The following is a 23739-nucleotide window of genomic DNA, read 5'->3' as shown; positions in this document are numbered from 1 at the left end:
GATGAAACTCAATGATCTGAGTCCAGCGCCGGGTTCCCGTCGCGAAAAGCATCGTCCGGGCCGTGGTATCGGTAGTGGTTTGGGTAAGACCGGTGGCCGTGGCCACAAGGGTCAGACCTCCCGCTCCGGTGGCACCATCGCTCCGGGCTTCGAAGGCGGCCAACAGCCGTTGCATCGTCGTCTGCCTAAGTTCGGCTTCGTCTCTTTGAAGGCTATGGATCGTGCAGAAGTTCGCACCTCCGAGCTGGCTAAAGTTGAAGGCGTCGTCACTGTGCAGTCCCTGAAGGATGCCAACGTGATCAACCAAAACGTGCAGCGTGTGAAAATCATGCTGTCCGGTGAGGTTACTCGCGCAGTCACCCTCAAAGGTATCGCAGCCACCAAAGGTGCGCGTGCGGCTATCGAAGCAGCTGGCGGCAAGTTCGAGGAATAAATGGCTAAGCAAGGTGCTCTCTCAGCGCTCGGCAAAAGCGGCGGGTTGTCCGAACTCTGGGCTCGTCTGCGTTTCCTTTTCCTGGCGATTATCGTCTATCGGATCGGTGCGCATATCCCAGTTCCAGGTATCAACCCTGACCGGCTGGCGGACCTGTTTCGACAGAATGAGGGGACCATTCTTAGCTTGTTCAACATGTTTTCCGGCGGTGCGCTGGAGCGCATGAGCATTTTCGCACTGGGGATCATGCCGTATATCTCGGCATCGATCATCATGCAGCTCATGACCGCCGTCAGCCCGCAGCTGGAGCAGTTGAAGAAGGAAGGTGAGGCTGGTCGTCGTAAGATCAGCCAGTACACCCGCTATGGCACCGTCGTCCTGGCCCTGGTTCAAGCCATTGGCATGTCCATTGGCTTGGCCGGGCAGGGCGTTGCGTTCTCAGCAGATATCGGCTTCCACTTCGTTGCAGTCACCACGTTTGTTGCTGGTGCGCTGTTCATGATGTGGCTGGGCGAGCAGATCACTGAGCGCGGTGTTGGCAACGGTATCTCGATGTTGATTTTTTCGGGTATCGTCGCCGGTCTTCCGAGAGCGATCGGGCAGTCTTTCGAGTCTGCACGTCAAGGTGATATCAATATCTTCGCTTTGGTCGCCATCGGTTTGCTGGCAGTAGCGATCATCGGTTTCGTGGTGTTCATCGAGCGTGGTCAGCGTCGTATTGCTGTTCATTACGCCAAGCGTCAGCAGGGCCGTAAGGTTTTTGCTGCGCAGACGAGCCACTTGCCGTTGAAAGTGAACATGGCGGGTGTTATTCCTGCCATCTTCGCAAGCAGCATCTTGCTGTTTCCGGCTTCGCTGGGTGCCTGGTTCGGTCAGTCTGAGGGTATGGGCTGGTTGCAGGACATCTCGCAGTCGATCGCACCTGGTCAGCCGTTGAATATTCTGCTGTTTAGTGCAGGGATTATTTTCTTCTGCTTCTTCTATACGGCGTTGATGTTCAATCCGAAAGACGTAGCGGAAAACCTGAAGAAGTCCGGTGCCTTTATTCCGGGCATTCGTCCTGGTGAGCAGTCGGCGCGCTATATTGATGGCGTTCTGACTCGTCTGACCATGTTCGGTGCTCTCTATATGATGGCCGTATGTCTGCTCCCACAGTTTCTCGTGGTCGCTGCAAACGTGCCGTTTTACCTTGGCGGGACCTCGTTGCTGATCGTGGTCGTGGTTGTGATGGACTTCATGTCCCAAGTGCAATCGCACCTCGTTTCGCACCAGTATGAATCCCTGATGAAGAAAGCCAACCTGAAGGGCTACGGCAGCGGCATGCTGCGCTGAAGCACCCATAAGGTTCGAGGAGTTGGTGATGAAAGTTCGTGCATCGGTGAAAAAGCTGTGCCGCAACTGCAAGATTATTCGCCGCGAAGGTGTTGTTCGAGTAATTTGCAGCGCGGAATCACGTCACAAGCAGCGCCAAGGCTAAATGTGATCTGTGCTAAAAGCCCAGCAGCTAGTGCGCTGCTGGGTTGATTATTTGTTATTACAGCGATATTATCTCGCGCCCTATTTCTTGGCTTCCGGGGCGTAGGTAGCTGTCAATTGGAGTCCCACTGAATGGCCCGTATTGCAGGCGTTAACATTCCAGATAACAAGCATACTGTTATCTCGCTGACCTACATCTATGGTGTTGGTCGCACAACTGCACACAAAATCTGTGCTACTACCGGGGTTAACCCGGCGGTAAAGATCAAAGATCTGAGCGACGAGCAGATTGAACAGCTGCGTGGCGAAGTCGCGAAGTTCACCACTGAAGGTGATCTGCGTCGCGAAATCAACATGAAAATCAAGCGCTTGATGGACCTCGGTTGCTATCGCGGTCTGCGTCATCGTCGTGGTCTTCCAGTGCGCGGTCAGCGTACCAAGACTAACGCGCGTACCCGTAAAGGTCCGCGTAAGCCGATCCGCAAGTAATCGCCCCAGCGAATCGACAGGAATTAAATCATGGCAAAACCTGCTGCTCGTCCTCGTAAAAAAGTTAAAAAGACAGTGGTTGATGGCATCGCCCACATCCATGCATCTTTTAACAACACAATCGTGACCATCACCGACCGTCAAGGTAACGCTCTTTCCTGGGCAACCTCCGGTGGTTCGGGTTTCCGCGGTTCTCGCAAGTCCACGCCGTTCGCTGCTCAAGTAGCTGCTGAACGTGCTGGTCAAGCTGCGCTGGAATACGGCCTGAAAAACCTCGACGTCAACGTCAAAGGTCCAGGTCCAGGTCGTGAATCTGCTGTCCGTGCTTTGAACGGCTGCGGCTACAAGATCGCCAGCATCACCGACGTGACGCCAATCCCGCATAACGGGTGCCGTCCGCCGAAGAAGCGCCGCGTGTAATCCAGGAGATTGTAAAGAATGGCTCGTTACATTGGTCCAAAATGCAAACTCGCTCGTCGCGAAGGCACCGATCTCTTTCTGAAGAGCGGCGTGCGCGCGATCGAATCGAAGTGCAACATCGAAGCAGCACCTGGTATCCACGGCCAACGCCGCGGTCGCCAGTCCGACTACGGCACTCAACTGCGTGAAAAGCAGAAAGTCCGTCGTATTTATGGCGTTCTCGAGCGTCAGTTCAGCGGCTACTACAAAGAAGCTGCCGGCAAGAAAGGCGCAACTGGTGAGAACCTGCTGCAACTGCTCGAATGCCGTCTGGACAACGTTGTATACCGCATGGGCTTTGGTTCGACTCGTGCCGAATCGCGTCAGCTGGTATCGCACAAGTCGGTCAGCGTAAACGGCAAAACCGTTAACGTTCCGTCCTACCAGGTTCGTGCTGGTGACGTAGTGGCAATTCGTGAAAAAGCGAAGAACCAACTGCGTATTGTCCAGGCTCTCGATCTGTGTGCCCAACGTGGCCGCGTAGAATGGGTAGAAGTAGACACTGAGAAAAAATCTGGCGTCTTCAAAAGCGTTCCAGCTCGCAGTGATCTGTCCGCCGACATCAACGAAAGCCTGATTGTCGAGCTCTACTCCAAGTAAGGGCTAGAAAATAGGTGCATCCATGCAGATTTCGGTAAATGAGTTCCTGACACCCCGCCACATTGATGTGCAGGTTGTCAGTCCGACCCGCGCCAAAATCACCCTCGAGCCTCTCGAGCGTGGTTTCGGCCATACCCTGGGCAACGCGCTGCGCCGCATCCTGTTGTCCTCCATGCCCGGCTGTGCAGTAGTCGAGGCCGAGATTGACGGTGTGCTCCATGAGTACAGCGCCATCGAAGGTGTACAGGAAGATGTCATTGAAATCCTGTTGAACCTTAAAGGTCTGGCTATCAAGCTGCACGGTCGAGACGAAGTTACGCTGACCTTGTCGAAGAAGGGTTCGGGGGTGGTTACCGCTGCCGATATTCAGCTGGATCATGATGTCGAGATCGTTAACCCCGATCACGTAATCGCTAACCTGGCGTCTAACGGCGCCCTGAACATGAAGCTCGTTGTAGCTCGTGGTCGCGGTTATGAACCAGCAGACTCGCGTCAGAGCGATGAAGACGAAAGCCGCAGCATTGGTCGCTTGCAGCTCGACTCTTCGTTCAGCCCGGTCCGTCGCATTGCATACGTGGTCGAAAACGCCCGTGTCGAGCAACGTACCAACCTGGACAAGCTGGTTATTGATCTGGAAACCAACGGTACTCTGGATCCTGAAGAGGCTATCCGTCGTGCAGCAACCATCCTGCAACAGCAGTTGGCTGCGTTCGTCGACCTCAAAGGTGACAGTGAACCCGTTGTAGTCGAACAGGAAGACGAGATCGATCCGATCCTGCTTCGTCCGGTTGACGATTTGGAACTGACCGTACGTTCGGCCAACTGCCTTAAGGCGGAGAACATTTACTACATCGGCGACCTGATTCAGCGCACCGAAGTAGAACTGTTGAAGACTCCGAACCTGGGCAAGAAATCCTTGACCGAGATCAAGGACGTTCTGGCTTCTCGTGGTCTCTCCCTCGGCATGCGCCTCGACAACTGGCCGCCTGCAAGTCTTAAGAAGGACGACAAGGCGACTGCCTGATCGTCGTAATCACCGAACGTAGTGTTTGGTAAGGAATGAACCATGCGTCATCGTAAAAGTGGACGTCACCTGAGCCGTACCAGCTCTCACCGCAAGGCCATGTTCCAGAACATGGCGGTGTCGCTGTTCGAGCACGAGCTGATCAAAACTACCCTGCCGAAAGCCAAAGAACTGCGTCGCGTTGCTGAGCCGCTGATCACCTTGGCCAAGATTGACAGCGTTGCTAACCGTCGTCTGGCATTTGACCGTACCCGTTCGAAAGAAATGGTCGGCAAACTGTTCAACGATCTGGGCAAGCGTTATGCAACTCGTGAGGGTGGCTACCTGCGCATCCTCAAGTGCGGCTTCCGCGCTGGCGACAACGCGCCAATGGCGTACGTCGAACTGGTTGATCGTCCTGTCGGTGGTTCTGTAGAAACCGCTGAATAAGACATCAGTCATTACAAAGAACCGGGCCCAGTGCCCGGTTTTTTGTTGCCTGCGATAATCGTCCCCTGGTAACCAGATTGTCTCGAATATGGGGTGACTCTAAGTGATAATCGGAACCCTCCTCATTTCCCACCCTTTTCGGTACCAAATGGCCGAATTTCGCAGTATTTCTGACTTTATTTGCCATCCCATAGGGTGACCAACCAGTCTGGTTGGTTCAAACTAACGCCTTTCACGAGGAGATGGACGGCGATGCAAGGCCACCCGGATGTAATTGATTACCTCAATATCCTGCTGACTGGAGAACTGGCTGCGCGCGACCAGTATTTTGTCCACTCGCGGATGTACGAAGATTGGGGTTTCAGCAAGCTGTACGAACGTATCAATCACGAGATGGAAGAAGAGGCTCAACACGCTGATGCGTTGATGCGCCGGATTCTGATGCTCGAAGGCACCCCACGCATGCGTCCGGACGACCTTGATGTGGGTACTACGGTCCCCGAGATGCTCGCCAGCGATCTTCGTCTGGAATACAAGGTCCGAGCCGCGCTGTGCAAAGGTATTGCGCTCTGTGAGCAGCACAGGGATTACGTCAGCCGTGACATCCTCCGCATTCAGCTCGCCGACACGGAAGAAGACCATACCTACTGGCTTGAAAAGCAGCTGGGCCTGATCAAATCCATCGGCCTCGAGAATTACCTTCGGTCGCAGTTCTGAGGACTGAAAAGCTCGCTACAAAAAAGCCCCTGCCGCAGATCGCGACAGGGGCTTTTTATTAGGAGCATGCGATTAGGCGCGATCACGCTCCAGGAGCGGCTTCAGATAGTGGCCGGTGTAGGACTGTTTCATTTCCGCCACCTGCTCGGGCGTACCGGTAGCGATGATCTGTCCGCCTTTCGAACCGCCTTCCGGGCCCAGGTCGACCAGCCAGTCCGCGGTCTTGATCACGTCCAGGTTATGCTCGATCACGACGACCGTGTTGCCGTGATCTCGCAGGCGATGCAGGACGTCCAGCAATTGCTGGATATCCGCGAAATGCAGACCCGTGGTGGGCTCATCGAGGATGTACAGGGTCTTGCCGGTGTCACGCTTGGACAGCTCGCGAGACAGCTTCACACGCTGGGCTTCGCCACCGGAAAGCGTGGTCGCCGACTGACCCAGCTTGATATAGGAAAGACCCACATCCATCAGCGTCTGCAACTTCCGGGCGAGAGCAGGTACGGCTTCAAAGAACGTCCGCGCCTCTTCGATCGTCATCTCCAGTACTTCGTGGACGTTTTTGCCCTTGTACTTGACCTCAAGCGTCTCACGGTTGTATCGCTTGCTCTTGCACACATCGCAAGGGACGTAGATGTCAGGCAGGAAATGCATCTCGACCTTGATCAGGCCGTCGCCCTGACACGCTTCGCAGCGACCCCCTTTCACGTTGAAGGAGAATCGGCCAGGCCCGTAACCCCGTGACCTTGATTCAGGCACGCCCGCGAATAACTCACGGATGGGTGTAAACAGCCCGGTGTACGTCGCAGGGTTCGACCGTGGTGTACGCCCGATTGGGCTCTGGTCAATGTCGACGACTTTATCCAGGTGCTGCAGGCCGTCCATGCTGTCGTGTGCCGAAGCCTCAAGCGTCGTTGCACCATTGAGTGCGGTGGCGCTGAGAGGGAACAGCGTGTTGTTGATCAGCGTCGACTTGCCCGAGCCCGATACACCGGTCACGCAGGTCAGCAGGCCGATTGGAATTTCCAGATCGACGTTGCGCAGGTTGTTGCCGCGCGCGCCTTTGAGTTTGAGCGACAGCTTTTTATTACGCGGCGTGCGCTTGGCAGGCACAGCGATCTTCACCCGGCCCGACAGGTACTTACCCGTCAACGAGTCCGGATGATCCATCACTTCCTGCGGCGTGCCTTCCGCGACGATCTTGCCGCCATGCACGCCTGCGCCCGGACCGATGTCGACTACGTAGTCGGCCAGTCGGATGGCGTCCTCGTCGTGCTCAACCACGATCACCGTGTTGCCGATGTCTCGCAGGTGTCGCAACGTCTCCAGCAGACGATCGTTATCGCGCTGATGCAAGCCGATTGAAGGCTCATCGAGGATGTACATGACGCCGACCAGCCCGGCACCGATCTGACTGGCCAGACGAATCCGCTGCGCCTCACCGCCAGAGAGCGTATCGGCGCTACGGTCCAGTGTCAGATAGTCCAGCCCGACATTAACGAGGAACTGCAGGCGCTCGCGAATCTCTTTGAGAATCTTGTCAGCGATTTCACCGCGGCGGCCTGTCAGCTTCAACTCGCCAAAATAATGGGTAGCGTCGCCAATAGGCATGTTGGTCACGGCGGGGAGTGTCTTCTCGCCGACCCACACGTGACGCGCTTCACGGCGCAACCGCGTGCCGCGGCACTCGGGGCAGGGCTGGGTGCTGAGAAATTTCGCCAGCTCCTCGCGGACTGTGGTCGATTCGGTTTCCCGGTAACGGCGCTCCAGATTGGGAACGATGCCTTCGAACGGGTGCGCACGTTTGACGATGTCGCCACGGTCGTTCAAGTAACGGAAGTCGACGCTGTCCTTGCCACTGCCGCCCAGCAAGACCTTCTGCAGATCGGCAGGGAGCTCCTTGAACGGCACCTCGAGGCTGAAGCGGTAATGCTTGGCCAGCGAGCCGAGCATCTGGAAGTAGTAGACGTTACGCCTGTCCCAGCCACGGATCGCGCCTTCTGCCAGCGTGAGTTCGCCATTGACCAGCCGCTTGGTGTCAAAGAATTGCTTCACGCCCAGGCCGTCGCAGGTTGGGCATGCGCCGGCAGGATTGTTGAACGAGAACAGCTTTGGCTCCAGCTCACTGATCGCATGACCGCAGATCGGACAGGCGAAGCGCGCGGAGAAAATGATCTCTTCGCCTGGCTCATCGTCCATCGGCGCGACCAGCGCAATGCCATCTGCCAGCTTCAGCGCGGTTTCAAAGGATTCGGCCAAACGCTGTTGCAGGTCTGAGCGTACCTTGAAGCGGTCAACCACGACGTCGATCGAATGCTTTTTCTGCTTGTCGAGCTTCGGCAGCTCGTCCAGCTCGCACAGACGGCCGTTGACCCGGGCACGTACGAAACCCTGAGCGCGCAGCTCTTCGAAAACCGCCAGGTGCTCGCCTTTACGCTCCCGAACCACGGGAGCAAGCAGCATCAGTTTCGCGCCTTCGGGTTGTGCCAGCACCAGGTCGACCATCTGGCTGACGGTCTGCGCCTCCAGAGGAATGTCGTGATCCGGGCAGCGCGGCTGACCCACTCGTGCATAGAGCAGGCGCAGGTAGTCGTAGATTTCGGTGATGGTGCCCACGGTCGAGCGCGGGTTGTGGGACGTAGACTTCTGCTCGATGGAAATGGCCGGGGAGAGGCCTTCAATCGTGTCGACGTCCGGCTTCTCCATCATCGACAGAAACTGACGCGCGTAGGCGGACAGCGATTCAACATAGCGGCGCTGGCCCTCGGCGTAGAGCGTATCGAACGCCAGGGACGATTTTCCTGAGCCGGACAATCCGGTGATGACGATCAGCTTGTCGCGTGGAAGGGTCAGGTCGATGTTCTTCAGGTTGTGGGTTCGAGCCCCACGAATCAAGATCTTGTCCAAAGCTGGCCTCGCACGGCGGGCGTGTAAAACGTGGAAGTATACGGGGAAATACTGGATGGATACACACTATTGAAGGGCGTGCCGCCTCACGCGGAAAAAAGAATATTCCTGCGATGCGCGGCAAACCGTCGTATGTGCTCTAAACGATGGGACTGGTAGAATCGCCGCCGGTTCATACGAGGTTTCTTCATGCACGATTCTCACAGCGAGCGCATGAGCGGCAGCGAAACCCGCGCGGCGGGCGGTCTGGCGCTGGTGTTCGCCTTCCGTATGCTTGGCATGTTCATGGTGCTCCCCGTACTCGCCACTTACGGGATGGACCTGGCCGGCGCGAGCCCGGCACTCATCGGTCTGGCGATCGGCGCTTATGGCCTGACACAGGCGGTGTTGCAGATTCCGTTTGGCATTATCTCCGATCGCATCGGCCGTCGCCCCGTCATCTATTTAGGGCTGATCGTGTTTGCGCTCGGCAGCGTGCTGGCCGCCCAGTCCACCTCGATCTGGGGTGTGATCGCCGGTCGGATCCTACAAGGCGCGGGTGCTATCTCCGCGGCGGTCATGGCGTTGCTGTCCGATCTGACCCGCGAGCAGCATCGCACCAAAGCCATGGCGATGATCGGCATGACGATTGGCGTGTCGTTCGCCGTTGCGATGGTGGTCGGCCCCATTCTGACCAGTGCATTCGGATTGTCCGGACTTTTTCTGGCGACCGGCGCGATGGCGCTGGTGGGCGTGGCGATCGTTGCCTTCGTCGTGCCTAAGTCCACGGTGACCCTGCAGCACCGGGAATCCGGTCTGGCACGACAGGCATTGGGCGCGACGCTTCGTCATCCCGACCTGTTGCGTCTGGACTTGGGTATCTTCGCGTTGCACGCCATGCTGATGTCCAGTTTCGTTGCATTGCCGCTGGCGCTGGTCGAAAAAGCCGGCTTGCCCAAGGAGCAGCACTGGTGGGTGTATCTCACAGCGCTGCTGATTTCTTTCTTCGCGATGATCCCTTTCATCATCTACGGCGAAAAGAAGCGTCAGATGAAGCGGGTCTTGCTCGGCGCCGTGCTGGTGCTGATGCTCACTGAGCTATTCTTCTGGGAGTTCGGAGACACGCTGCGGGCGCTGGTCATCGGCACTGTGGTCTTTTTCACCGCATTCAATTTGCTCGAAGCTTCGCTGCCGTCGCTGATCAGCAAAGTGTCTCCGGCGGGCGGGAAGGGCACGGCGATGGGGATTTACTCCACCAGTCAGTTCCTGGGTTCGGCGGCGGGGGGCATCCTCGGCGGGTGGCTTTTCCAGCACGGCGGACTGGATGTTGTGTTCCTCGGCGGCGCCGGGCTCGCCGCCATCTGGCTGGCGTTTGCTGTTACCATGCGCGAACCTCCCTACGTAACCAGCCTTCGCTTGCCGTTGTCGCCCGAGGCTCAACGCGACACAGGCCTTGCCGATCGCGTGTTGGCCGTACGCGGAGTAACAGATGCAGTAGTGGTCGCCGATGAGGCTGCCATCTATATCAAATTTGACAAAGAACTGTTGGATCGGGCGTCTTTCGACGAAGTGGTCAATCCAGCGTCGGAAACGTGTGAAGCCTAGGAGAACGTTATGGCCCGTGGGGTTAACAAAGTCATATTGGTCGGCACATGCGGCCAGGATCCCGAAGTCCGCTACATGCCTAACGGTAATGCCGTGACCAACCTGAGTCTGGCAACAAGCGAACAGTGGACTGACAAGCAAACCGGTCAGAAGGTCGAGAAGACCGAATGGCACCGTGTTTCGATGTTCGGCAAGGTCGCCGAAATCGCCGGCGAGTACCTGCGCAAGGGTTCGCAGGTTTACATCGAAGGCAAGCTGCAGACCCGCGAATGGGAAAAAGACGGTATCAAGCGTTACACGACTGAAATCGTCGTCGACATGCAAGGCACCATGCAGTTGCTCGGTGGCCGTCCTCAAGGCGACGGCGCTCCACAGGGCCAGGGTGGTGGTGGTTATCAGAACTCCCAGAACTCGGCACCGCGTCCGCAGCAGCAGGCACGCCCACAGCAATCCGCTCCTCAGCCACAGCGTGAATCACGCCCTGCGCCGCAACAAGCGCCGCAGCCAGCGCCTGATTTCGACAGCTTCGATGACGACATTCCTTTCTAAACACCGCGTGATCCAGCCGCGATAACGCAGCAAACAAAAGCCCCCGCACAGCTCAGCTGTCGGGGGCTTTGTTTTGGGTCGCGTTCGAGGGTTACAAACCCAGATCCGATAACCCGGGATGATCGTCAGGACGGCGTCCCAGCGGCCAGTGAAACTTGCGCTCTGCCTCTTTGATCGGCATGTCATTGATGCAGGCGAAACGCCGCGCCATCAAGCCGTCTTCATTGAACTCCCAATTCTCGTTGCCGTACGAGCGGAACCAGTTGCCTGAATCGTCGTGCCATTCGTAGGCGTAACGGACCGCGATGCGGTTGTCGGTGAACGCCCAGAGTTCTTTGATCAGGCGGTAGTCGAGCTCCTTGTTCCATTTGCGGATCAGGAAATTTTTCGCCTCTTCACGGTTTTCGACGAAATCGGCGCGGTTGCGCCATTGGGTGTCGAGTGTGTAGGCCAGCGACACCTTTTCAGCGTCACGGCTGTTCCAGCCATCTTCAGCCAGGCGAACCTTTTCAATGGCGGATTCTCGGGTGAAAGGGGGAAGTGGCGGGCGAGTTTGGGCATTGGACGACATGATGGACCTCCAGGCGGTGATGATTCGGCGGTGGGTGGGACGTGTGTGGCTAGGAACTGGAACGCAAGCTCTGTTCAAGCATCAACTGGGCAACTGCCTTGGCGCTCTCTGCAGCGCTGTAGTCGCCCATGACGCGGGCGACGGTGATCGCGCCTTCCATGAGGATAAGCAGCTGTCTGGCAAGAGTGTGCGGATCGGCAATCCCGAGCTGCTCGCAGAGCTCCAGCGCGTAATCCAGCAGTTTCTGCTTGTGCAGCTTGGCAATAAGACGGATGGAGTCCTGTGGATCGCCAACTTCGCCGGCGGTATTGATAAACGCGCAGCCGCGAAAGCCTTCGGACTCGAACCAGCCTTTGAGCACATCAAACATATTTAGAACGCGCGCTTCAGGGGTGTCGGCCTTGCTTGATTCAGTCCGAAACCAGTCCATCCAGCGTACGTCACGTGCGTTGAGCGCAGCAGCCGCGACCTCGTCTTTGGTAGCGAAGTAGCGATAGATGCTTTTCCTCGCGACGCCCGACGTCTTTACCAGAAGGTCCATGCCGGTGGCCTGAATGCCATTCTGGTAAATAAGCTGTTCGGCGGTTGCGAGGATTTTCTCGCGGGTATTGGCCGTTGATGTATTCATGATGCGGAAGGTAGAACGTCCGTTCTCCCGCGTCAAGCCGCTCCTTCAAGAACAGGCTCAGCGCACCTGGTCAGACTCCGGCAGCGCGCGTTTCAAATCCTCTGCACTGGGTGAAGCCTTGGCCAGCGTTACCGGGATGGATTTAGCCGCAGGCACCTTGCTGCGTTCAGCGTGATGCCACAACGGAACGAGTGGATTGCACTCGGGGTAGTACGCCGCGCAGCAGTTCTCGGGGATGTAATAGGCAATGATCTGCAGAGGTCCTACCGAACGCGTGACCTGAGGCTCGATGGCGGTGGTGACGTTGACCCAGTCTCCCGGTTTGAAGCCCATTCGCAGGACGTCGTTGCGGTTCATGAAGATGACCGCGCGGGTGCCGCTCACGCCACGGAAGCGATCTTCGTAGCCGTAAATCGTGGTGTTGAACTGGTCATTGCTGCGCAACGTCATCAGTTGCAACACGTCGCGGCGTGTGTGGTTCGGGTACACATCATCGTTTTCTTCGAGCAATTCGGGCGTGATGAACATCGCGCGGCCACTCTCGGTTTTCCATTCACGCTTCGCTGCCGCGATGGGGCGATGAAAGCCGCCGGTTTCCCACATGCGGGTTTCCATGTCGTGGAAAATCTCGGGATAGACCTGAGCGATGCCCTGACGGATCAGCGCGTAATCGCGGCGCCATGTGTCCCAATCGATCCGGGTGGCACCGGGTAATGTTGCCTTGGCAATGTCAGCGAGAATGGCAACTTCGGCCCGGGCGTGAGCGCTGGCCGGTTCGCTATTACCCTGCCACGCCCGCACGCAGCCGGTGCTGTCTTCGGTGGTATAAACCTGCTCGACGCCGTTTTGCACATCCTTTTCGATGCGCCCGAGGCAGGGCAGGATCCACGCGTTCTTGCCCGGCACCAGATGAGTACGGTTCAGCTTGGTGGCGATCTGAACGTTCAGGTCCAAGGTATTCCAGGCCGGCTCCATGCGGGACGTGTCGGGGATCGCCCGCAGAAAATTCCCGCCGAGCCCGATGAATCCGCGCACGCTCCCGTCCAGAAGTCCTTCGCAGGTCTCAACGGTATTCAGCCCTTTTTTCGAGGGGACCGCGAAGCCATACAGTGCCTCAATCTTATCCACAGGAATCTTGTTCGGGTCTTCGGTAATGCCGACGGTGCGCTGGCCCTGCACGTTGGAGTGACCGCGCACCGGGCAGATGCCCGCGCCGCGCTTGCCGATGTTGCCGCGCAGCAGGAGCAGGTTCACCAACATCTGCACGTTAGTCACGCCGCGCCGGTGTTGGGTGATGCCCATGCCGTAAACCAGCATCACGCGCTCGTGTCTGGCATACACCGTCGCCACCGCCTCCAGCGCGCTGCGGCTCAATCCTGCCTGACGCTCGATGGTGTCCCAAGGCGTTTCGAGCGCGCAGTTGCAGAACTCGGCGAATCCTTCGGTGTGCTGGGCGATAAACGCCTGATCGATGATTCCGGGCTGACCCTTAGCCAACGCCGCCTCGTCCATTTCGAACAGCGATTTGGCAATGCCCAGCACCACCGCCGTGTCGCCACCGATTGCCAGCTGGTGATATTGAGTGCTGATGACCGTCGATTTCGGCCCGAGCATTTCCACCGGGGACTGCGGATTGACGAAGCGTTCCAGGCCGCGCTCGCGGATCGGATTGAACGTGATGATCGGCACGTCACGCTGCCGCGCTTCACGCAGCTGATGCAGCATACGCGGGCTGTTGCTGCCCACGTTCTGGCCGAAAAACAGGATGCAATCGGTGTGCTCGAAGTCATCCAGCGTCACTGTTCCTACCGGTACGCCGATACTTTCCTGCAGGCCGACCGACGTGCTCTCGTGGCACATGTTCGAGCTGTCGGGCAAATTGTTGTTGCCGTAGGCACGGGCGATCAGTTGGTACATGAACGACGTTTCCAGCGAGGCCCGCCCCGATGCATAAAAAACCACGCTCTCCGGCGTCATGCTTTTCAGCTGCGCGCCAATGTCGCGGTAGGCCTCCTCCCACGTGGTTTCCTGGTAACGATCAGTTCCAGCGTTGTACCGCATGGGGTGCGTGAGGCGGCCCTGTTGCTCAAGGTCGTAATCGGGCCACTGGCGCAACTCGGTGAGGGTGTGCCGGGCGAAAAAGGCCGGGTCGGTCTTCCGCGACGTCAGCTCCCACGCGGTGGCCTTCGCGCCGTTTTCGCAGAACTCCAGGCTGTGGGGTTTGCCGGGCTTGGCCCATGCGCAGCTGACACAGGCAAACCCGCCCGGCTTGTTCTGCTTGATCAGCGGCAGGCCTGCACGAATCGGTGCCTGCTCACGCCAGAGGATCTCCATCACCGACTTCGCCGAGCCCCAACCGCCGGCGGCAGAGGTGTAGGGGCGGAAATGGGCTTTGGGATGGATGAGCGACATGGAGTTGATCCTCGGCGGAGCGGGCGCACTGGAGACAGTCGCCCTCGTAAGGCTACGACGAAGCGGCTCGGTAAAGGTTCGTTACATTTGTCGGTAAGAGGACCGTCAACGGCCAACATGACGATTGCGTGTCGGAGCGAACTTGCCGGGTGAAATCCGATCAGTGTCAGAGGGCCGTTTTTTCCACGGTTCCCTGATCGAAGGAGTGACTCGCGTTTTGCCGAATTTCAAACCCTTTCTGTTGCTTTGCCTGCTGTTAAGCGTTTGCAGCGTCAATGTTCAAGCCGCTGACGCCCCCGCCGCAACAACCGCTGCCGCTGCAGCACCCGCCGATTCTGCACCGGAGGATCCCGCCAAAGCGGAGATTCTGGTCAAGGGCGGATTGCTCGGCGCCATCAGTTCCAGCATCGACAGCGTGCAAGACAAGCTCGATGTGGATGGCCACCTGCTCGACTCCTGGCGTCTGCGCGCTGACCGCGCCGCCGACGAGATCGACGCGCTGGTCAACAAGCCGCAGTCGCGCTCAGCGTGGCGGATCGCCGGCGATTTCGTGATGCTGTCCCTGGTGTGGGCGGGGGCGTTCCTGCTGCTCAATCGCATCGGCGCGTTCCTCGTCACCCGGCTATCGCGGCACCGGTTTTTGATTCGCCGTGATCGCGTGGTCGGGGTGCTGGGTTATATGCTTCCTTATATGGTGCCGGCGCTCATCTGCCTTCCGCTGACCCTGTACGTCAGCCACTTCATGCCGACATCGGTCGGACGCGCGCTGGCGCTGTGTCTGGCGTACTCGACCAGCAGCGGGATTTTCTCCACCTCGGTGCTGTTGTCCCTGATTGTGCTGTTCAACTCGGGCCATAAACGGCCAGCGGTGCGCATCATTCGTCACTACGCGCCGCATCCGCTGTTCATCATCGGCTTTCTCGCGGCGTTGAGCGACGCGTTGACCAGCCCGCAGATTGCCCGGCTGTTCGGTGGCAACGTGACCACCAGCATCGCGGCGTTCACCGGGCTGATGGCGTCGGTCATGTTTGGCATGGTCGTCATCCGCATGCGCCGGCCGATCGCGCATCTGATCCGCAACCGTCCGCTGGCCGCCCGACTGTCGCGCCCCGCGGTGCAGCAGACGCTGAAGATCTTCTCCAGCCTGTGGCACTTGCCGATCCTGCTGATGATTCTGGTATCGGCGGTGAATCTGATCGGTGCCGGCGAAGGCAGTCAGGAAGCCCTGCGTTGCGCGTTGCTGACGACAGTCCTGTTGATTGGCGCGGTATTTCTGAGCACCTTGTTCCAGCACGTGTTCAAGCCCACCGAGACGCGGACCGACAGCGTTTACAAGGAGCGTCTGCTGAGCCTGTTGCACGCGGTCATGCGTATTGCGCTGGCGATCGGCTTCATCGAGTTGCTGGGCCGGATCTGGGGTTTCTCGCTGTTCGAATTTGCCCAACGCAATGCACTGGGCAAAGTGATCAGCGATTCCCTCAGCAGCATCGGCCTGATTCTGCTAGTGACCTGGTTGCTGTGGGTGGTAATGGACACGGCCATTCAGGAAGCCCTGAAGCCTGCGGCCAATGGACGTTCCGCGCGTCAGCCGAGCACGCGGGTGAAGACCATCCTGCCGCTGCTGCGCAACGCGATGAAGATCATCCTCGTGGTGATCTGCACCATCACGACCATGGCCAATCTGGGCATCAACGTCGCGCCACTGCTGGCCGGTGCGGGGGTTGTCGGTCTGGCGATCGGCTTCGGTTCGCAGCAGTTGGTGCAGGACGTTATTACCGGCCTGTTTATCATCATCGAGGACACCATCTCCATCGGCGACTGGGTGGTGCTGGATTCAGGCCATGCCGGCACGGTCGAGAGCCTGACGATCCGTACGTTGCGTCTTCGCGACGGCAAGGGCTTCGTGCATTCGGTGCCGTTCGGGCAGATCAAGGCGGTCACCAACCAGTCGCGGCAGTTCGCTTACGCCTTCTTCTCGTTCCAGTTCACCTACGACACCGACGTGGACGCGGCAACTTCGCTGATTCGTGAAGCGGGCCAGTCGATCAGCGATGATTTGCTGCTGGCGAGCAAACTGCAGGGGCCGCTGGAGGTGTTCGGGCTGGATCGAATGGACATGAACGGCATTGTCATCACGGCGCAGTTCCGTACGTCATCGGGCGGGCAGTACGCGGTGAGCCGTGCATTCAATGATCGGCTCAAGCGACTTGTGGATAAGTCAGCTGATGTGCGCTTCGCGCAAACTTATCCACAACTGGTAATGAGCCCGCACAATCGTCAGGCACCTGAGGGGGAAGAGGGCGCCGAGCAACAAGCGCTGCCCGGCAAGACCTCGGTAGTGAACAAGGACGGGTCCGAAAGCCCGGCTTGAGATCTACCGGAACAGCCGATCGCGCACCTGCAACATCAGCGCCTCATCCACCTCGCCCCAGTACTGCGGCTTGCCGGCGATGATGGCGGCGATGGGAATGCCGTCGCGGTAAACCAGCTTGTTGCCCACTATCGCCGGGACCTTCGCGCCGGGCAGCAGCGTCCCGGCGAGGTTGAGCGGGTCGACGCCGCTGACGGCAATCAAGCTGCCGTCCAATGGGCGGTTGCGGACTTCGCGCAACAGCGGGATGGCTTCGGGCAATGCGAATTGCTCACCGGCCAGGCCTGAAACGAAGCGCCCGCCGCGAATCTCTCCGCGTGCCTCAAGCCTGTGGAACGTGCGCAGCAGCTCGCGCCAGGTCGGCAGCCAGTCCGCCTCGCGCTCCAACAGGCGCCAGAACACCACGCCGTATCGGCGCAGCAAGGTCACGGCGACATGCTCCAGCGTGTCACTGTCGATCCGTTGTGACGCGCCTTCTTCTTTCGCCGGCGCGCGACGCAACAACGCCCAGCGCCCGGCATCGTCCATGCCGCCAATGAACGCGCCGCGATTGCGTCGACTGGTGTGGCTGCTGCGTTTGCTCGCCGGCGTGATCAGCGCTCGCAGCCCGGCGAAGCTGTCGGCATTGACCAACCCGGCACCGACCAATTCCTGCAGTGCCGTTTCCAGCTCGGCCCGCAACAAGTGCGCTTCGCCGGTCAGCTCATCGAAAAACATCGCGCCCTGGCTCGACAACACTTCATGAACCTTCTGCGCGCGCAGGGATAATTCAGTCGGCGCCGGCTGTTCGGTCAGCCCGGTCCACAGGCGGACCTGCGGTCGCGGCAGCAGCACAATCGGCGTACTGCGCAACGCAGCGCTGCCAACCTTGTTGCGACTGGTCAGACGCATCCACACCACCTTGCCGGACCGACACAAGTCATCCAGCCAGATCGATGAATAGTCCTTCAGGCGTGCCGGAAGAAGATCACTGTCCCAGGCGCCCGCCGCCGACGAGAAACCTTCCAGTTGCGCGACGACTTCCGGCAGCGCGGCTTTGCCCTGGCTTTGGGTCGTGGCAGACAGATGCTGCCAGTCGAACAGGAATCGGGTGAAATCCTGCAGCGACACCGGCTCGATTTCCCGGCGCAGGCGTTTGACCGTGTAACGGTGGATTCGCGACAGCAGATGCCGCTCGCACCATTCTTCCTTGCCGGCGTCAGGGTTGAACTGACCGCGCAGCACGTAACCTTCGTTCTCCAGCTGCGCGAGTGCCTGGGCGACTTCGTTCTGCGTCAGCGCCAGTGGCTCGGCAATGTCAGCGACCGTAAGCGGGCCGAAACCGCCCAGCCGCGCCCGCACGATTTCGACGCGCGCTTCGTCTTCGGTCCACGCTTCATCGAACCCGGCCAATGCCGCCAATGGCGGGTGCATTTCAGCGGCGGGGTAGATCGCCTGCAAACACGTCAGCCGCTCCAGAGGAATCCACAGCGCCTGTTCCGGGGTGACCTGCAAGCGCGTGCCACGACCCGAGCGGGCCAGGCTCTCCAGCCATTTCATCCAGTCGCTGTGCTCGCGGGCCTCCACGCCGGTGATGCACCCCAGGCTCATGAGCGCCTCGTGCATCTCATCCACGTTTTGCGGCTGCGGCCAGGCTTCATCGGCCACCGCTTTGATCGCATCGACATCCAGCGCGCCGAGATCGTCGGTGGATTCCGGGTCGCTCCAGCGCCGATTGAGAACCGCCTGGGTGCGACGTTCTTCCAGCGGCGCGTTGTCGAGAAACGCATACGGCTTGGCGTTGAGGATTTCCGCCGCCAGCGGCGAGGGCGCAGGCAGATCGCGACTGACCAGGCGCACTTCGCCGTTCTCCATGCGCCGCAGCAGTTTCAGCCAGCTTTCGGCGTCCATGGCTTCGTGCAGGCAGTCGTCCAGGGTCTGCTCGATCAGCGGATGCTCCGGCACTTCCCGCTCGCCCACCAGATTTTCCAGGCAGGCGATCTGGTCCGGAAACACCGTGGCGATCAGGTCATCGCTCTTGATCCGTTGCAACTGAGGCGCCACTTTTCGTCCGCCGGTGTAACGCGGCAGGGCCAATGCGACCCCGGCGTTCCAGCGCCAGCGCACGCCGAACAGCGGCGCATCCAGCACCGCCTGAATCAGTAAATGCTCGGCGGTGGCGGCGTTGAGATAACGCCAGACTTCGTCAAGCGCAAAGCTGTGCGCCGTGGACAGCGACAGCACGATGGCGTCCTCGCTGGCGGCGGCTTGCAGCTCGAAGTTGAAGGTGCGGCAGAAGCGCTTGCGCAGCGCTAGCCCCCACGCGCGATTGACCCGGCTGCCGAACGGGGAATGAATCACCAGTTGCGTGCCGCCGGACTGATCGAAAAAGCGCTCGATGACCAGCGTGTCCTGTGACGGCAGCGCGCCCAGGGCCGAGTGCGCGCGGGCGAGGTATTCAATGATCTGCTCGGCGCTGGCGAGGTCCAGGCCCAGGCTTTTTACCAGCCAGTCCGTGCAGGCCTGAAGATTGCCGGGGTGGGCGCTGAGCTGCTCGTCGATGTCGGCCTGCAAGCGGGCGACGGCGAACGACAACTCATCGCTGCGCCCCGGGGCCTCGCCCATCCAGAACGGAATATTCGGCGGCATGCCGTGGGCGTCCTCGACCCGCACGCGGCCGGACTCGATCCGCAGAATCCGGTAGGACGTGTTGCCCAGCTGGAAGATGTCCCCCGCGGCGCTCTCCACGGCGAAGTCTTCGTTGACGGTACCGATGTTCAGCGCCTGGGGTTCCAAGACCACGCTGTAATCGGCGTTGTCCGGAATCGTGCCGCCACTGGTGACCGCCGTGAGTTTGCTGCCGCGCCGGCCACGCAACGTGCGGGTCAGCGCGTCGCGATGCAGGTACGCCGCGCGCACGCCTTGACGCCCGCTGTAGCCTTCGGCGAGCATGCTCAGCAGCGCCTGATAATGGCCTTCATCGACGTAGGCGTAGGGCGAAGCCTTGCGGAACAGCGCCAGCAGGTCCTGCTCCTGCCATTCCTGACAACTGACCTCGGCGATGATCTGCTGCGCCAGCACATCCAGCGGCGCCTTGGGAATGACCAGCGTGTCGAGCTCGCCGCGACGCACACAATCCAGCAGCGCCGCGCACTCGATCAGATCGTCCCGGGAAACCGCGAACAGCCGCCCCTTGGGTGTGCCGCCAACGTGGTGACCGGAGCGGCCGACGCGCTGCAAAAAGGACGCGATGGAGCGGGGCGAGCTGATCTGGCAGACCAGATCGACGTCACCGATATCAATCCCCAACTCCAGCGAAGCGGTGGCAATCAGCACTTGCAGATCACCGCGCTTGAGGCGCTGCTCGGCGTCGAGCCGCTGTTCCTTGGCCATGCTGCCGTGGTGGGCGGCAACGGCCTCGTTGCCCAGTCGCTCGCTCAAATGCCGCGCCATGCGCTCGGCCAGGCGCCGGGTGTTGACGAAAATCAGCGTGGTGCGATGTTCACGCGCCAGCACCGCGAGCCGGTCGTAGACCAGTTGCCAGACGTCGCTGGACATCACGGCGCTCAGGGCCACAGGCGGCACTTCGATAGCCAGATCCCGGGGGCGCGCGTGGCCGATGTCGACGATGGCGCACGGCCGGCTGACCGGGTCGCTGCCCACCAGAAAGCGCGACACCCGCTCGATAGGTTTTTGCGTTGCTGACAGGCCGATACGCAGCAGCGGTTTCGCACACAGCGCCTGTAAACGCTCCAGTGTCAGGGCGAGATGACTGCCGCGCTTGCCGGCCGCGATCGCGTGAATCTCATCGACGATGACGGTCTGCGTGCTCGCGAGCATGCGCCGACCGGAGTCGGACCCCAGCAGCACGTAGAGCGACTCCGGCGTCGTCACCAAAATGTTCGGCGCGGTTTTACGCATCGCGGTGCGTTCTTTCTGCGGCGTGTCGCCGGTGCGCACGGCAGTGGTGATGCGCAGCCCGGGCAGACCTTGCTGAATCAGCTGATCGGTGATGCCCGCCAACGGGTTTTGCAGATTGATCTGAATGTCGTTGGACAGCGCTTTCAGGGGCGAAACGTACACCACGAAAGTCTCGTTCGGCAGCTCGCCACCCCGCTCCAGCCCCTGATGCACCAGATCATCAATGACCGCCAGAAACGCGGTCAGGGTTTTCCCGGAACCGGTGGGCGCGGCAATCAGCGTGGACTCGCGGCGTTTGATCAGCGGCCACGCCTGGGCCTGGGCCGCGGTAATGGCCGGGAATGTCGAGCGAAACCACGCGCTGACCGCCGGATGAAAGGCGTCGAGCACCGGGTCGGGTGTCTGGGGAAGGTTCATCGCTAATTAATGCGGGCGCAGGCAGGCAGATGCAAGAGGCAGATACCGGGCCAAGTGATCGGCGGCGCGCCTCAACAGCTTCACGCAGTCCCGCGCGCCCGAGGCTGTTGGGACTTGCCCGTCGACGTGTTATGTTTGCGGACGTTTTTCACCTATTTTTAATCGACCTGAAGACTGAGCCTGCTGACTCTATGCGAATGCGCCTTATGCTATTGGGCGGCGGGAATGCCCTCGGGCAGGCGTTGATTCGTCTAGGTGCCGAGGAGAACATTGGATTCCTCGCGCCGCGCCCACCGCAAGACGGTTGGGATGCGGCAAGCCTGACGCAACTGCTCGATGACACCCGCCCGGATGCCTTGATCAATCTCGCTTACTACTTCGACTGGTTTCAGGCGGATCGGGTAAGCGCTGACAGGCTGGATAATCAGGAACGCTCTGTGGAGCGTCTCGCTGAACTGTGCCAGCACCACAACATCGTCCTTGTTCAGCCCTCCAGCTACCGCGTTTTCGACGGTTCGCGGGCGACGGCTTACAGCGAAAAAGACGAGCCCGTGCCGCTGGGTTCCCGTGGGCAGGCCCTGTGGCGCATCGAGCAAAGCGTGCGGGCAACCTGTCCGCAGCATGTGCTGCTGCGTTTTGGCTGGCTGCTCGACGACAGCGCCGAAGGTGTACTGGGGCGCTTTCTCAGCCGCGCCGAATCCCCTGGTGAATTGCTGCTGGCAGACGACCGTCGTGGCAATCCGACGCCGGTCGACGATGCCGCGAGGGTGATCATTTCGGTGCTCAAACAGCTCGATTGCGCCGCGCCGCTGTGGGGTACTTATCACTACGCCGGCCACGAAGCGACCACGCCACTGGCGTTCGGTCAGGCCGTGTTGACCGAAGCCCGTCTGCTGCGCCCGCTGGCGATCGAGGTACCTACCGCGCAGGCCCACGCCGCACGTCCGGACGCCAGCGAGGAGCCGCAGAACGCCGTGCTCGCCTGCAAGAAAATTCTCCACACTTTCGGTATCAAGCCACGCGCCTGGCGTGCCGGCCTGCCCAACCTACTGGACCGCTATTACCGCCATGTCTGATGCTCCTGTCCTCATCACCGGCGGCGCCGGTTTCATCGGTTCGCACCTGACGGACGCGCTGCTCGCCAAAGGCTATGCCGTGCGCATTCTCGACGACCTGTCCACCGGCAAGCGCAGCAACCTGCCGCTGGACAACCCGCGTGTCGAGCTGATCGAAGGTGATGTGGCCGATGCCGCGCTGGTGGCCCGAGCGGCGGTAGGTTGCCAGGCCGTGGCGCACCTGGCTGCCGTCGCGTCGGTGCAGGCCTCGGTGGATGATCCGGTGAAGACGCACCAGAGCAATTTCATCGGCACGCTGAATGTCTGCGAAGCGATGCGCCAGGCCGGTATCAAACGCGTGGTGTTTGCTTCCAGCGCTGCGGTGTACGGCAACAACGGTGAAGGCGAGCCCATCACCGAAGACACCCCGAAAGCACCGCTGACTCCCTACGCGTCAGACAAACTGGCCGGTGAGCACTACTTCGATTTCTATCGCCGTCAGCATGGTTTCGAGCCTGTCGTGTTCCGCTTCTTCAACATCTTCGGCCCGCGCCAGGACCCTTCATCGCCGTACTCCGGCGTGATCAGCATCTTCGCGGAGCGTGCGGTAAACGGCCTGCCGATTGCCGTTTTCGGTGATGGCGAGCAGACCCGCGACTTCTTCTACGTCGAGGACCTGGTTGACCTTGTGGTACAGGGAATCGAAATGCCGACGGTGGCAGAGGGCGCGGTCAATGTCGGCCTGAACGCGACGACTTCGCTGAATGAGCTGCTGGCCGCCCTTGCCGAGGTGGTGGGGAACCTGCCAGCGGTAAGCTACCTGCCGGCGCGTTCGGGTGACATCAAGCATTCCCGGGCGAGCAATCAGCGTCTGCTTGAGCGCTTCAAAGTGCCAGAGCCCACGCCGCTGAAGGTCGGGCTGGCGCGACTGCTGGGGCGCTGAAACCCGCGCAGCAAAAAGGCACCGATGAGGTGCCTTTTTTATGCCTGTTCGTTGGGGCGCAAGCGCTTAGAACTTGTAGCCCACGCCAACCATGTACACCCACGGATCGACGTCCACGTTCACTTTGGTCCGGCCGACGCCCAGCGCCGACGGGCCGTCCAGCGTCGCTTGGGTGTCGATGTCCACGTACCAGACGGCGGCGTTGAGCATGATCTTGTCCGTCAGCATGTAGTCCGCGCCGATCTGACCGGCCCAGCCCCACGAATTCTTGATGTGCAGGTTATTCATGCCCTGGCCTTTGCGTTCGCTGCTCAGGTTTTCATCGTAGAACCAGGTGTAGTTCACGCCGACACCGGCATAGGGCTGGAATTTCGACGTCGCATCCATCGGGTAGTACTGCAGCGACAGGGTCGGCGGCAGCTGCTTCACGTCCGCCAGCTTGCCATCCAGACCCGGGCCCAGGCCCTTGACCGCAACGGTGTGCTGGAAAGGCGTTGCCGCCAGCAACTCAAGGCCCACGTGGTCGGTGAGCATGTAGGCGAAGGCCAGGCCCAGTTGGGTGTCGCTGTCCAGTGTCGCTTTGGTCCCCGGGACTTTGGTGCCGTCCAGCTTGAGGTTGCCGCTCTCTTCATTGGGCGCCGTTGTGGCAGCACCGGCGCGAATGATGAAGTCACCGGCCTGGTGGGCGTGAGCGGCGAGTGGGACACCGAGTGCAAGCGCGAGCAGGGGCGCGCTGAGCAGGTACTTGTGCATGGGGGCTCCGTAAGGGCATAAA

At 60.0% G+C, this 23739-nt stretch carries 20 protein-coding genes; 14 read left to right on the top strand and 6 right to left on the bottom strand.

Features of this window, described 5'->3' with window-relative positions:
- The first annotated feature begins 1 nt into the window (after nt 1).
- The 9 genes from rplO (at nt 2) to bfr (ending at nt 5627) form a co-directional block, all read left to right on the top strand.
- Nucleotides 2-433, top strand: a complete 432-nt coding sequence (gene rplO, locus BBI10_RS10495; protein WP_037017733.1) for a 50S ribosomal protein L15 — start codon at nt 2-4, stop codon at nt 431-433.
- Nucleotides 434-1765 carry a preprotein translocase subunit SecY gene (secY, locus tag BBI10_RS10490; RefSeq protein ID WP_065988454.1) on the top strand — a complete coding sequence of 444 codons (1332 nt, stop codon included), beginning with the start codon at nt 434-436 and terminating at the stop codon, nt 1763-1765.
- Between the two features lie 28 nt (nt 1766-1793).
- Complete coding sequence (gene rpmJ / locus BBI10_RS26570) at nt 1794-1910, top strand: 50S ribosomal protein L36 (RefSeq protein ID WP_083233077.1); 117 nt, start codon at nt 1794-1796, stop codon at nt 1908-1910.
- Between the two features lie 131 nt (nt 1911-2041).
- A complete protein-coding gene (gene rpsM, locus BBI10_RS10485) occupies nt 2042-2398 on the top strand; it encodes a 30S ribosomal protein S13 (protein WP_037017739.1) in 357 nt (118 codons plus the stop codon).
- 30 nt (nt 2399-2428) lie between these two features.
- Nucleotides 2429-2818, top strand: coding sequence for a 30S ribosomal protein S11 (gene rpsK, locus BBI10_RS10480; protein WP_002555466.1), 390 nt, complete (start codon nt 2429-2431; stop codon nt 2816-2818).
- Between the two features lie 18 nt (nt 2819-2836).
- Entirely contained in the window at nt 2837-3457 is a 621-nt protein-coding gene (rpsD, locus tag BBI10_RS10475) for a 30S ribosomal protein S4 (protein WP_037017742.1), read from the top strand.
- A 22-nt stretch (nt 3458-3479) separates the two neighbouring features.
- Nucleotides 3480-4481, top strand: a complete 1002-nt coding sequence (locus tag BBI10_RS10470; RefSeq protein WP_007970428.1) for a DNA-directed RNA polymerase subunit alpha — start codon at nt 3480-3482, stop codon at nt 4479-4481.
- A gap of 42 nt (nt 4482-4523) precedes the next feature.
- Complete coding sequence (rplQ, locus tag BBI10_RS10465; RefSeq protein WP_065988453.1) at nt 4524-4910, top strand: 50S ribosomal protein L17; 387 nt, start codon at nt 4524-4526, stop codon at nt 4908-4910.
- Nucleotides 4911-5162: 252 nt separating this feature from the next.
- Nucleotides 5163-5627 (top strand): bacterioferritin, encoded by a 465-nt coding sequence (gene bfr, locus BBI10_RS10460; RefSeq protein ID WP_065988452.1) that lies wholly within the window; start codon nt 5163-5165, stop codon nt 5625-5627.
- Nucleotides 5628-5699: 72 nt separating this feature from the next.
- Here bfr and uvrA read toward each other — a convergent pair whose 3' ends face one another.
- Nucleotides 5700-8534 carry an excinuclease ABC subunit UvrA gene (uvrA, locus tag BBI10_RS10455; protein WP_065988451.1) on the bottom strand — a complete coding sequence of 945 codons (2835 nt, stop codon included), beginning with the start codon at nt 8532-8534 and terminating at the stop codon, nt 5700-5702.
- A 189-nt stretch (nt 8535-8723) separates the two neighbouring features.
- Here uvrA and BBI10_RS10450 point away from each other — a divergent pair, with 189 nt between their 5' ends.
- Both BBI10_RS10450 and BBI10_RS10445 read left to right on the top strand, forming a co-directional pair.
- A complete protein-coding gene (locus BBI10_RS10450) occupies nt 8724-10118 on the top strand; it encodes an MFS transporter (RefSeq protein ID WP_065988450.1) in 1395 nt (464 codons plus the stop codon).
- Between the two features lie 9 nt (nt 10119-10127).
- Nucleotides 10128-10667, top strand: a complete 540-nt coding sequence (locus BBI10_RS10445; RefSeq protein ID WP_037017756.1) for a single-stranded DNA-binding protein — start codon at nt 10128-10130, stop codon at nt 10665-10667.
- 91 nt (nt 10668-10758) lie between these two features.
- On the opposite strand, the gene BBI10_RS10440 is transcribed toward BBI10_RS10445, so the two are convergent.
- The 3 genes from BBI10_RS10440 to BBI10_RS10430 are packed head-to-tail and all read right to left on the bottom strand — an operon-like array spanning nt 10759 to nt 14278.
- Nucleotides 10759-11238, bottom strand: a complete 480-nt coding sequence (locus tag BBI10_RS10440; protein ID WP_065988449.1) for a DUF1348 family protein — start codon at nt 11236-11238, stop codon at nt 10759-10761.
- Nucleotides 11239-11287: 49 nt separating this feature from the next.
- A complete protein-coding gene (locus tag BBI10_RS10435; RefSeq protein WP_065988448.1) occupies nt 11288-11866 on the bottom strand; it encodes a TetR/AcrR family transcriptional regulator in 579 nt (192 codons plus the stop codon).
- Between the two features lie 57 nt (nt 11867-11923).
- Nucleotides 11924-14278: an FdhF/YdeP family oxidoreductase gene (locus BBI10_RS10430; RefSeq protein WP_065988447.1), complete on the bottom strand. Its 2355-nt coding sequence runs from the start codon at nt 14276-14278 to the stop codon at nt 11924-11926.
- A 253-nt stretch (nt 14279-14531) separates the two neighbouring features.
- Between BBI10_RS10430 and BBI10_RS10425 the strand changes: the two genes are divergently transcribed.
- Complete coding sequence (locus BBI10_RS10425; RefSeq protein ID WP_432213747.1) at nt 14532-16649, top strand: mechanosensitive ion channel family protein; 2118 nt, start codon at nt 14532-14534, stop codon at nt 16647-16649.
- Between the two features lie 3 nt (nt 16650-16652).
- On the opposite strand, the gene BBI10_RS10420 is transcribed toward BBI10_RS10425, so the two are convergent.
- Nucleotides 16653-20966, bottom strand: coding sequence for a DNA glycosylase AlkZ-like family protein (locus BBI10_RS10420; protein ID WP_065988445.1), 4314 nt, complete (start codon nt 20964-20966; stop codon nt 16653-16655).
- 191 nt (nt 20967-21157) lie between these two features.
- On the opposite strand from BBI10_RS10420, the gene BBI10_RS10415 reads away from it, so the two are divergent.
- On the top strand, nt 21158-22042 hold the full coding sequence (locus tag BBI10_RS10415; RefSeq protein WP_065988444.1) for a sugar nucleotide-binding protein: 885 nt from the start codon (nt 21158-21160) through the stop codon (nt 22040-22042).
- Nucleotides 22035-22964 carry an NAD-dependent epimerase/dehydratase family protein gene (locus tag BBI10_RS10410; protein ID WP_065988443.1) on the top strand — a complete coding sequence of 310 codons (930 nt, stop codon included), beginning with the start codon at nt 22035-22037 and terminating at the stop codon, nt 22962-22964. The genes BBI10_RS10415 and BBI10_RS10410 overlap by 8 nt, the downstream gene beginning before the upstream one ends.
- 66 nt (nt 22965-23030) lie before the next feature.
- Here the strand turns inward: BBI10_RS10410 and BBI10_RS10405 are convergent, their stop codons facing one another.
- Complete coding sequence (locus BBI10_RS10405; protein WP_065988442.1) at nt 23031-23717, bottom strand: OmpW/AlkL family protein; 687 nt, start codon at nt 23715-23717, stop codon at nt 23031-23033.
- Nucleotides 23718-23739 lie beyond the last annotated feature (22 nt).

This window comes from Pseudomonas graminis (genome assembly GCF_001705435.1).
Taxonomy (GTDB): domain Bacteria; phylum Pseudomonadota; class Gammaproteobacteria; order Pseudomonadales; family Pseudomonadaceae; genus Aquipseudomonas; species Aquipseudomonas graminis_B.
Note: the sequence above shows the minus strand (reverse complement) of the source record. Positions and strands in the feature narration are given on the sequence as shown.

What these genes read in the sequence shown, in the direction of transcription:
- rplO (WP_037017733.1), top strand. Translation starts at nt 2, where the DNA reads ATGAAACTCAATGATCTGAGTCCAGCGCCGGGTTCCCGTCGCGAAAAG.
- secY (WP_065988454.1), top strand. Translation starts at nt 434, where the DNA reads ATGGCTAAGCAAGGTGCTCTCTCAGCGCTCGGCAAAAGCGGCGGGTTG.
- rpmJ (WP_083233077.1), top strand. Translation starts at nt 1,794, where the DNA reads ATGAAAGTTCGTGCATCGGTGAAAAAGCTGTGCCGCAACTGCAAGATT.
- rpsM (WP_037017739.1), top strand. Translation starts at nt 2,042, where the DNA reads ATGGCCCGTATTGCAGGCGTTAACATTCCAGATAACAAGCATACTGTT.
- rpsK (WP_002555466.1), top strand. Translation starts at nt 2,429, where the DNA reads ATGGCAAAACCTGCTGCTCGTCCTCGTAAAAAAGTTAAAAAGACAGTG.
- rpsD (WP_037017742.1), top strand. Translation starts at nt 2,837, where the DNA reads ATGGCTCGTTACATTGGTCCAAAATGCAAACTCGCTCGTCGCGAAGGC.
- BBI10_RS10470 (WP_007970428.1), top strand. Translation starts at nt 3,480, where the DNA reads ATGCAGATTTCGGTAAATGAGTTCCTGACACCCCGCCACATTGATGTG.
- rplQ (WP_065988453.1), top strand. Translation starts at nt 4,524, where the DNA reads ATGCGTCATCGTAAAAGTGGACGTCACCTGAGCCGTACCAGCTCTCAC.
- bfr (WP_065988452.1), top strand. Translation starts at nt 5,163, where the DNA reads ATGCAAGGCCACCCGGATGTAATTGATTACCTCAATATCCTGCTGACT.
- BBI10_RS10450 (WP_065988450.1), top strand. Translation starts at nt 8,724, where the DNA reads ATGCACGATTCTCACAGCGAGCGCATGAGCGGCAGCGAAACCCGCGCG.
- BBI10_RS10445 (WP_037017756.1), top strand. Translation starts at nt 10,128, where the DNA reads ATGGCCCGTGGGGTTAACAAAGTCATATTGGTCGGCACATGCGGCCAG.
- BBI10_RS10440 (WP_065988449.1), bottom strand. Translation starts at nt 11,238, where the DNA reads ATGTCGTCCAATGCCCAAACTCGCCCGCCACTTCCCCCTTTCACCCGA.
- BBI10_RS10435 (WP_065988448.1), bottom strand. Translation starts at nt 11,866, where the DNA reads ATGAATACATCAACGGCCAATACCCGCGAGAAAATCCTCGCAACCGCC.
- BBI10_RS10430 (WP_065988447.1), bottom strand. Translation starts at nt 14,278, where the DNA reads ATGTCGCTCATCCATCCCAAAGCCCATTTCCGCCCCTACACCTCTGCC.
- BBI10_RS10420 (WP_065988445.1), bottom strand. Translation starts at nt 20,966, where the DNA reads ATGAACCTTCCCCAGACACCCGACCCGGTGCTCGACGCCTTTCATCCG.
- BBI10_RS10415 (WP_065988444.1), top strand. Translation starts at nt 21,158, where the DNA reads ATGCGAATGCGCCTTATGCTATTGGGCGGCGGGAATGCCCTCGGGCAG.
- BBI10_RS10410 (WP_065988443.1), top strand. Translation starts at nt 22,035, where the DNA reads ATGTCTGATGCTCCTGTCCTCATCACCGGCGGCGCCGGTTTCATCGGT.
- BBI10_RS10405 (WP_065988442.1), bottom strand. Translation starts at nt 23,717, where the DNA reads ATGCACAAGTACCTGCTCAGCGCGCCCCTGCTCGCGCTTGCACTCGGT.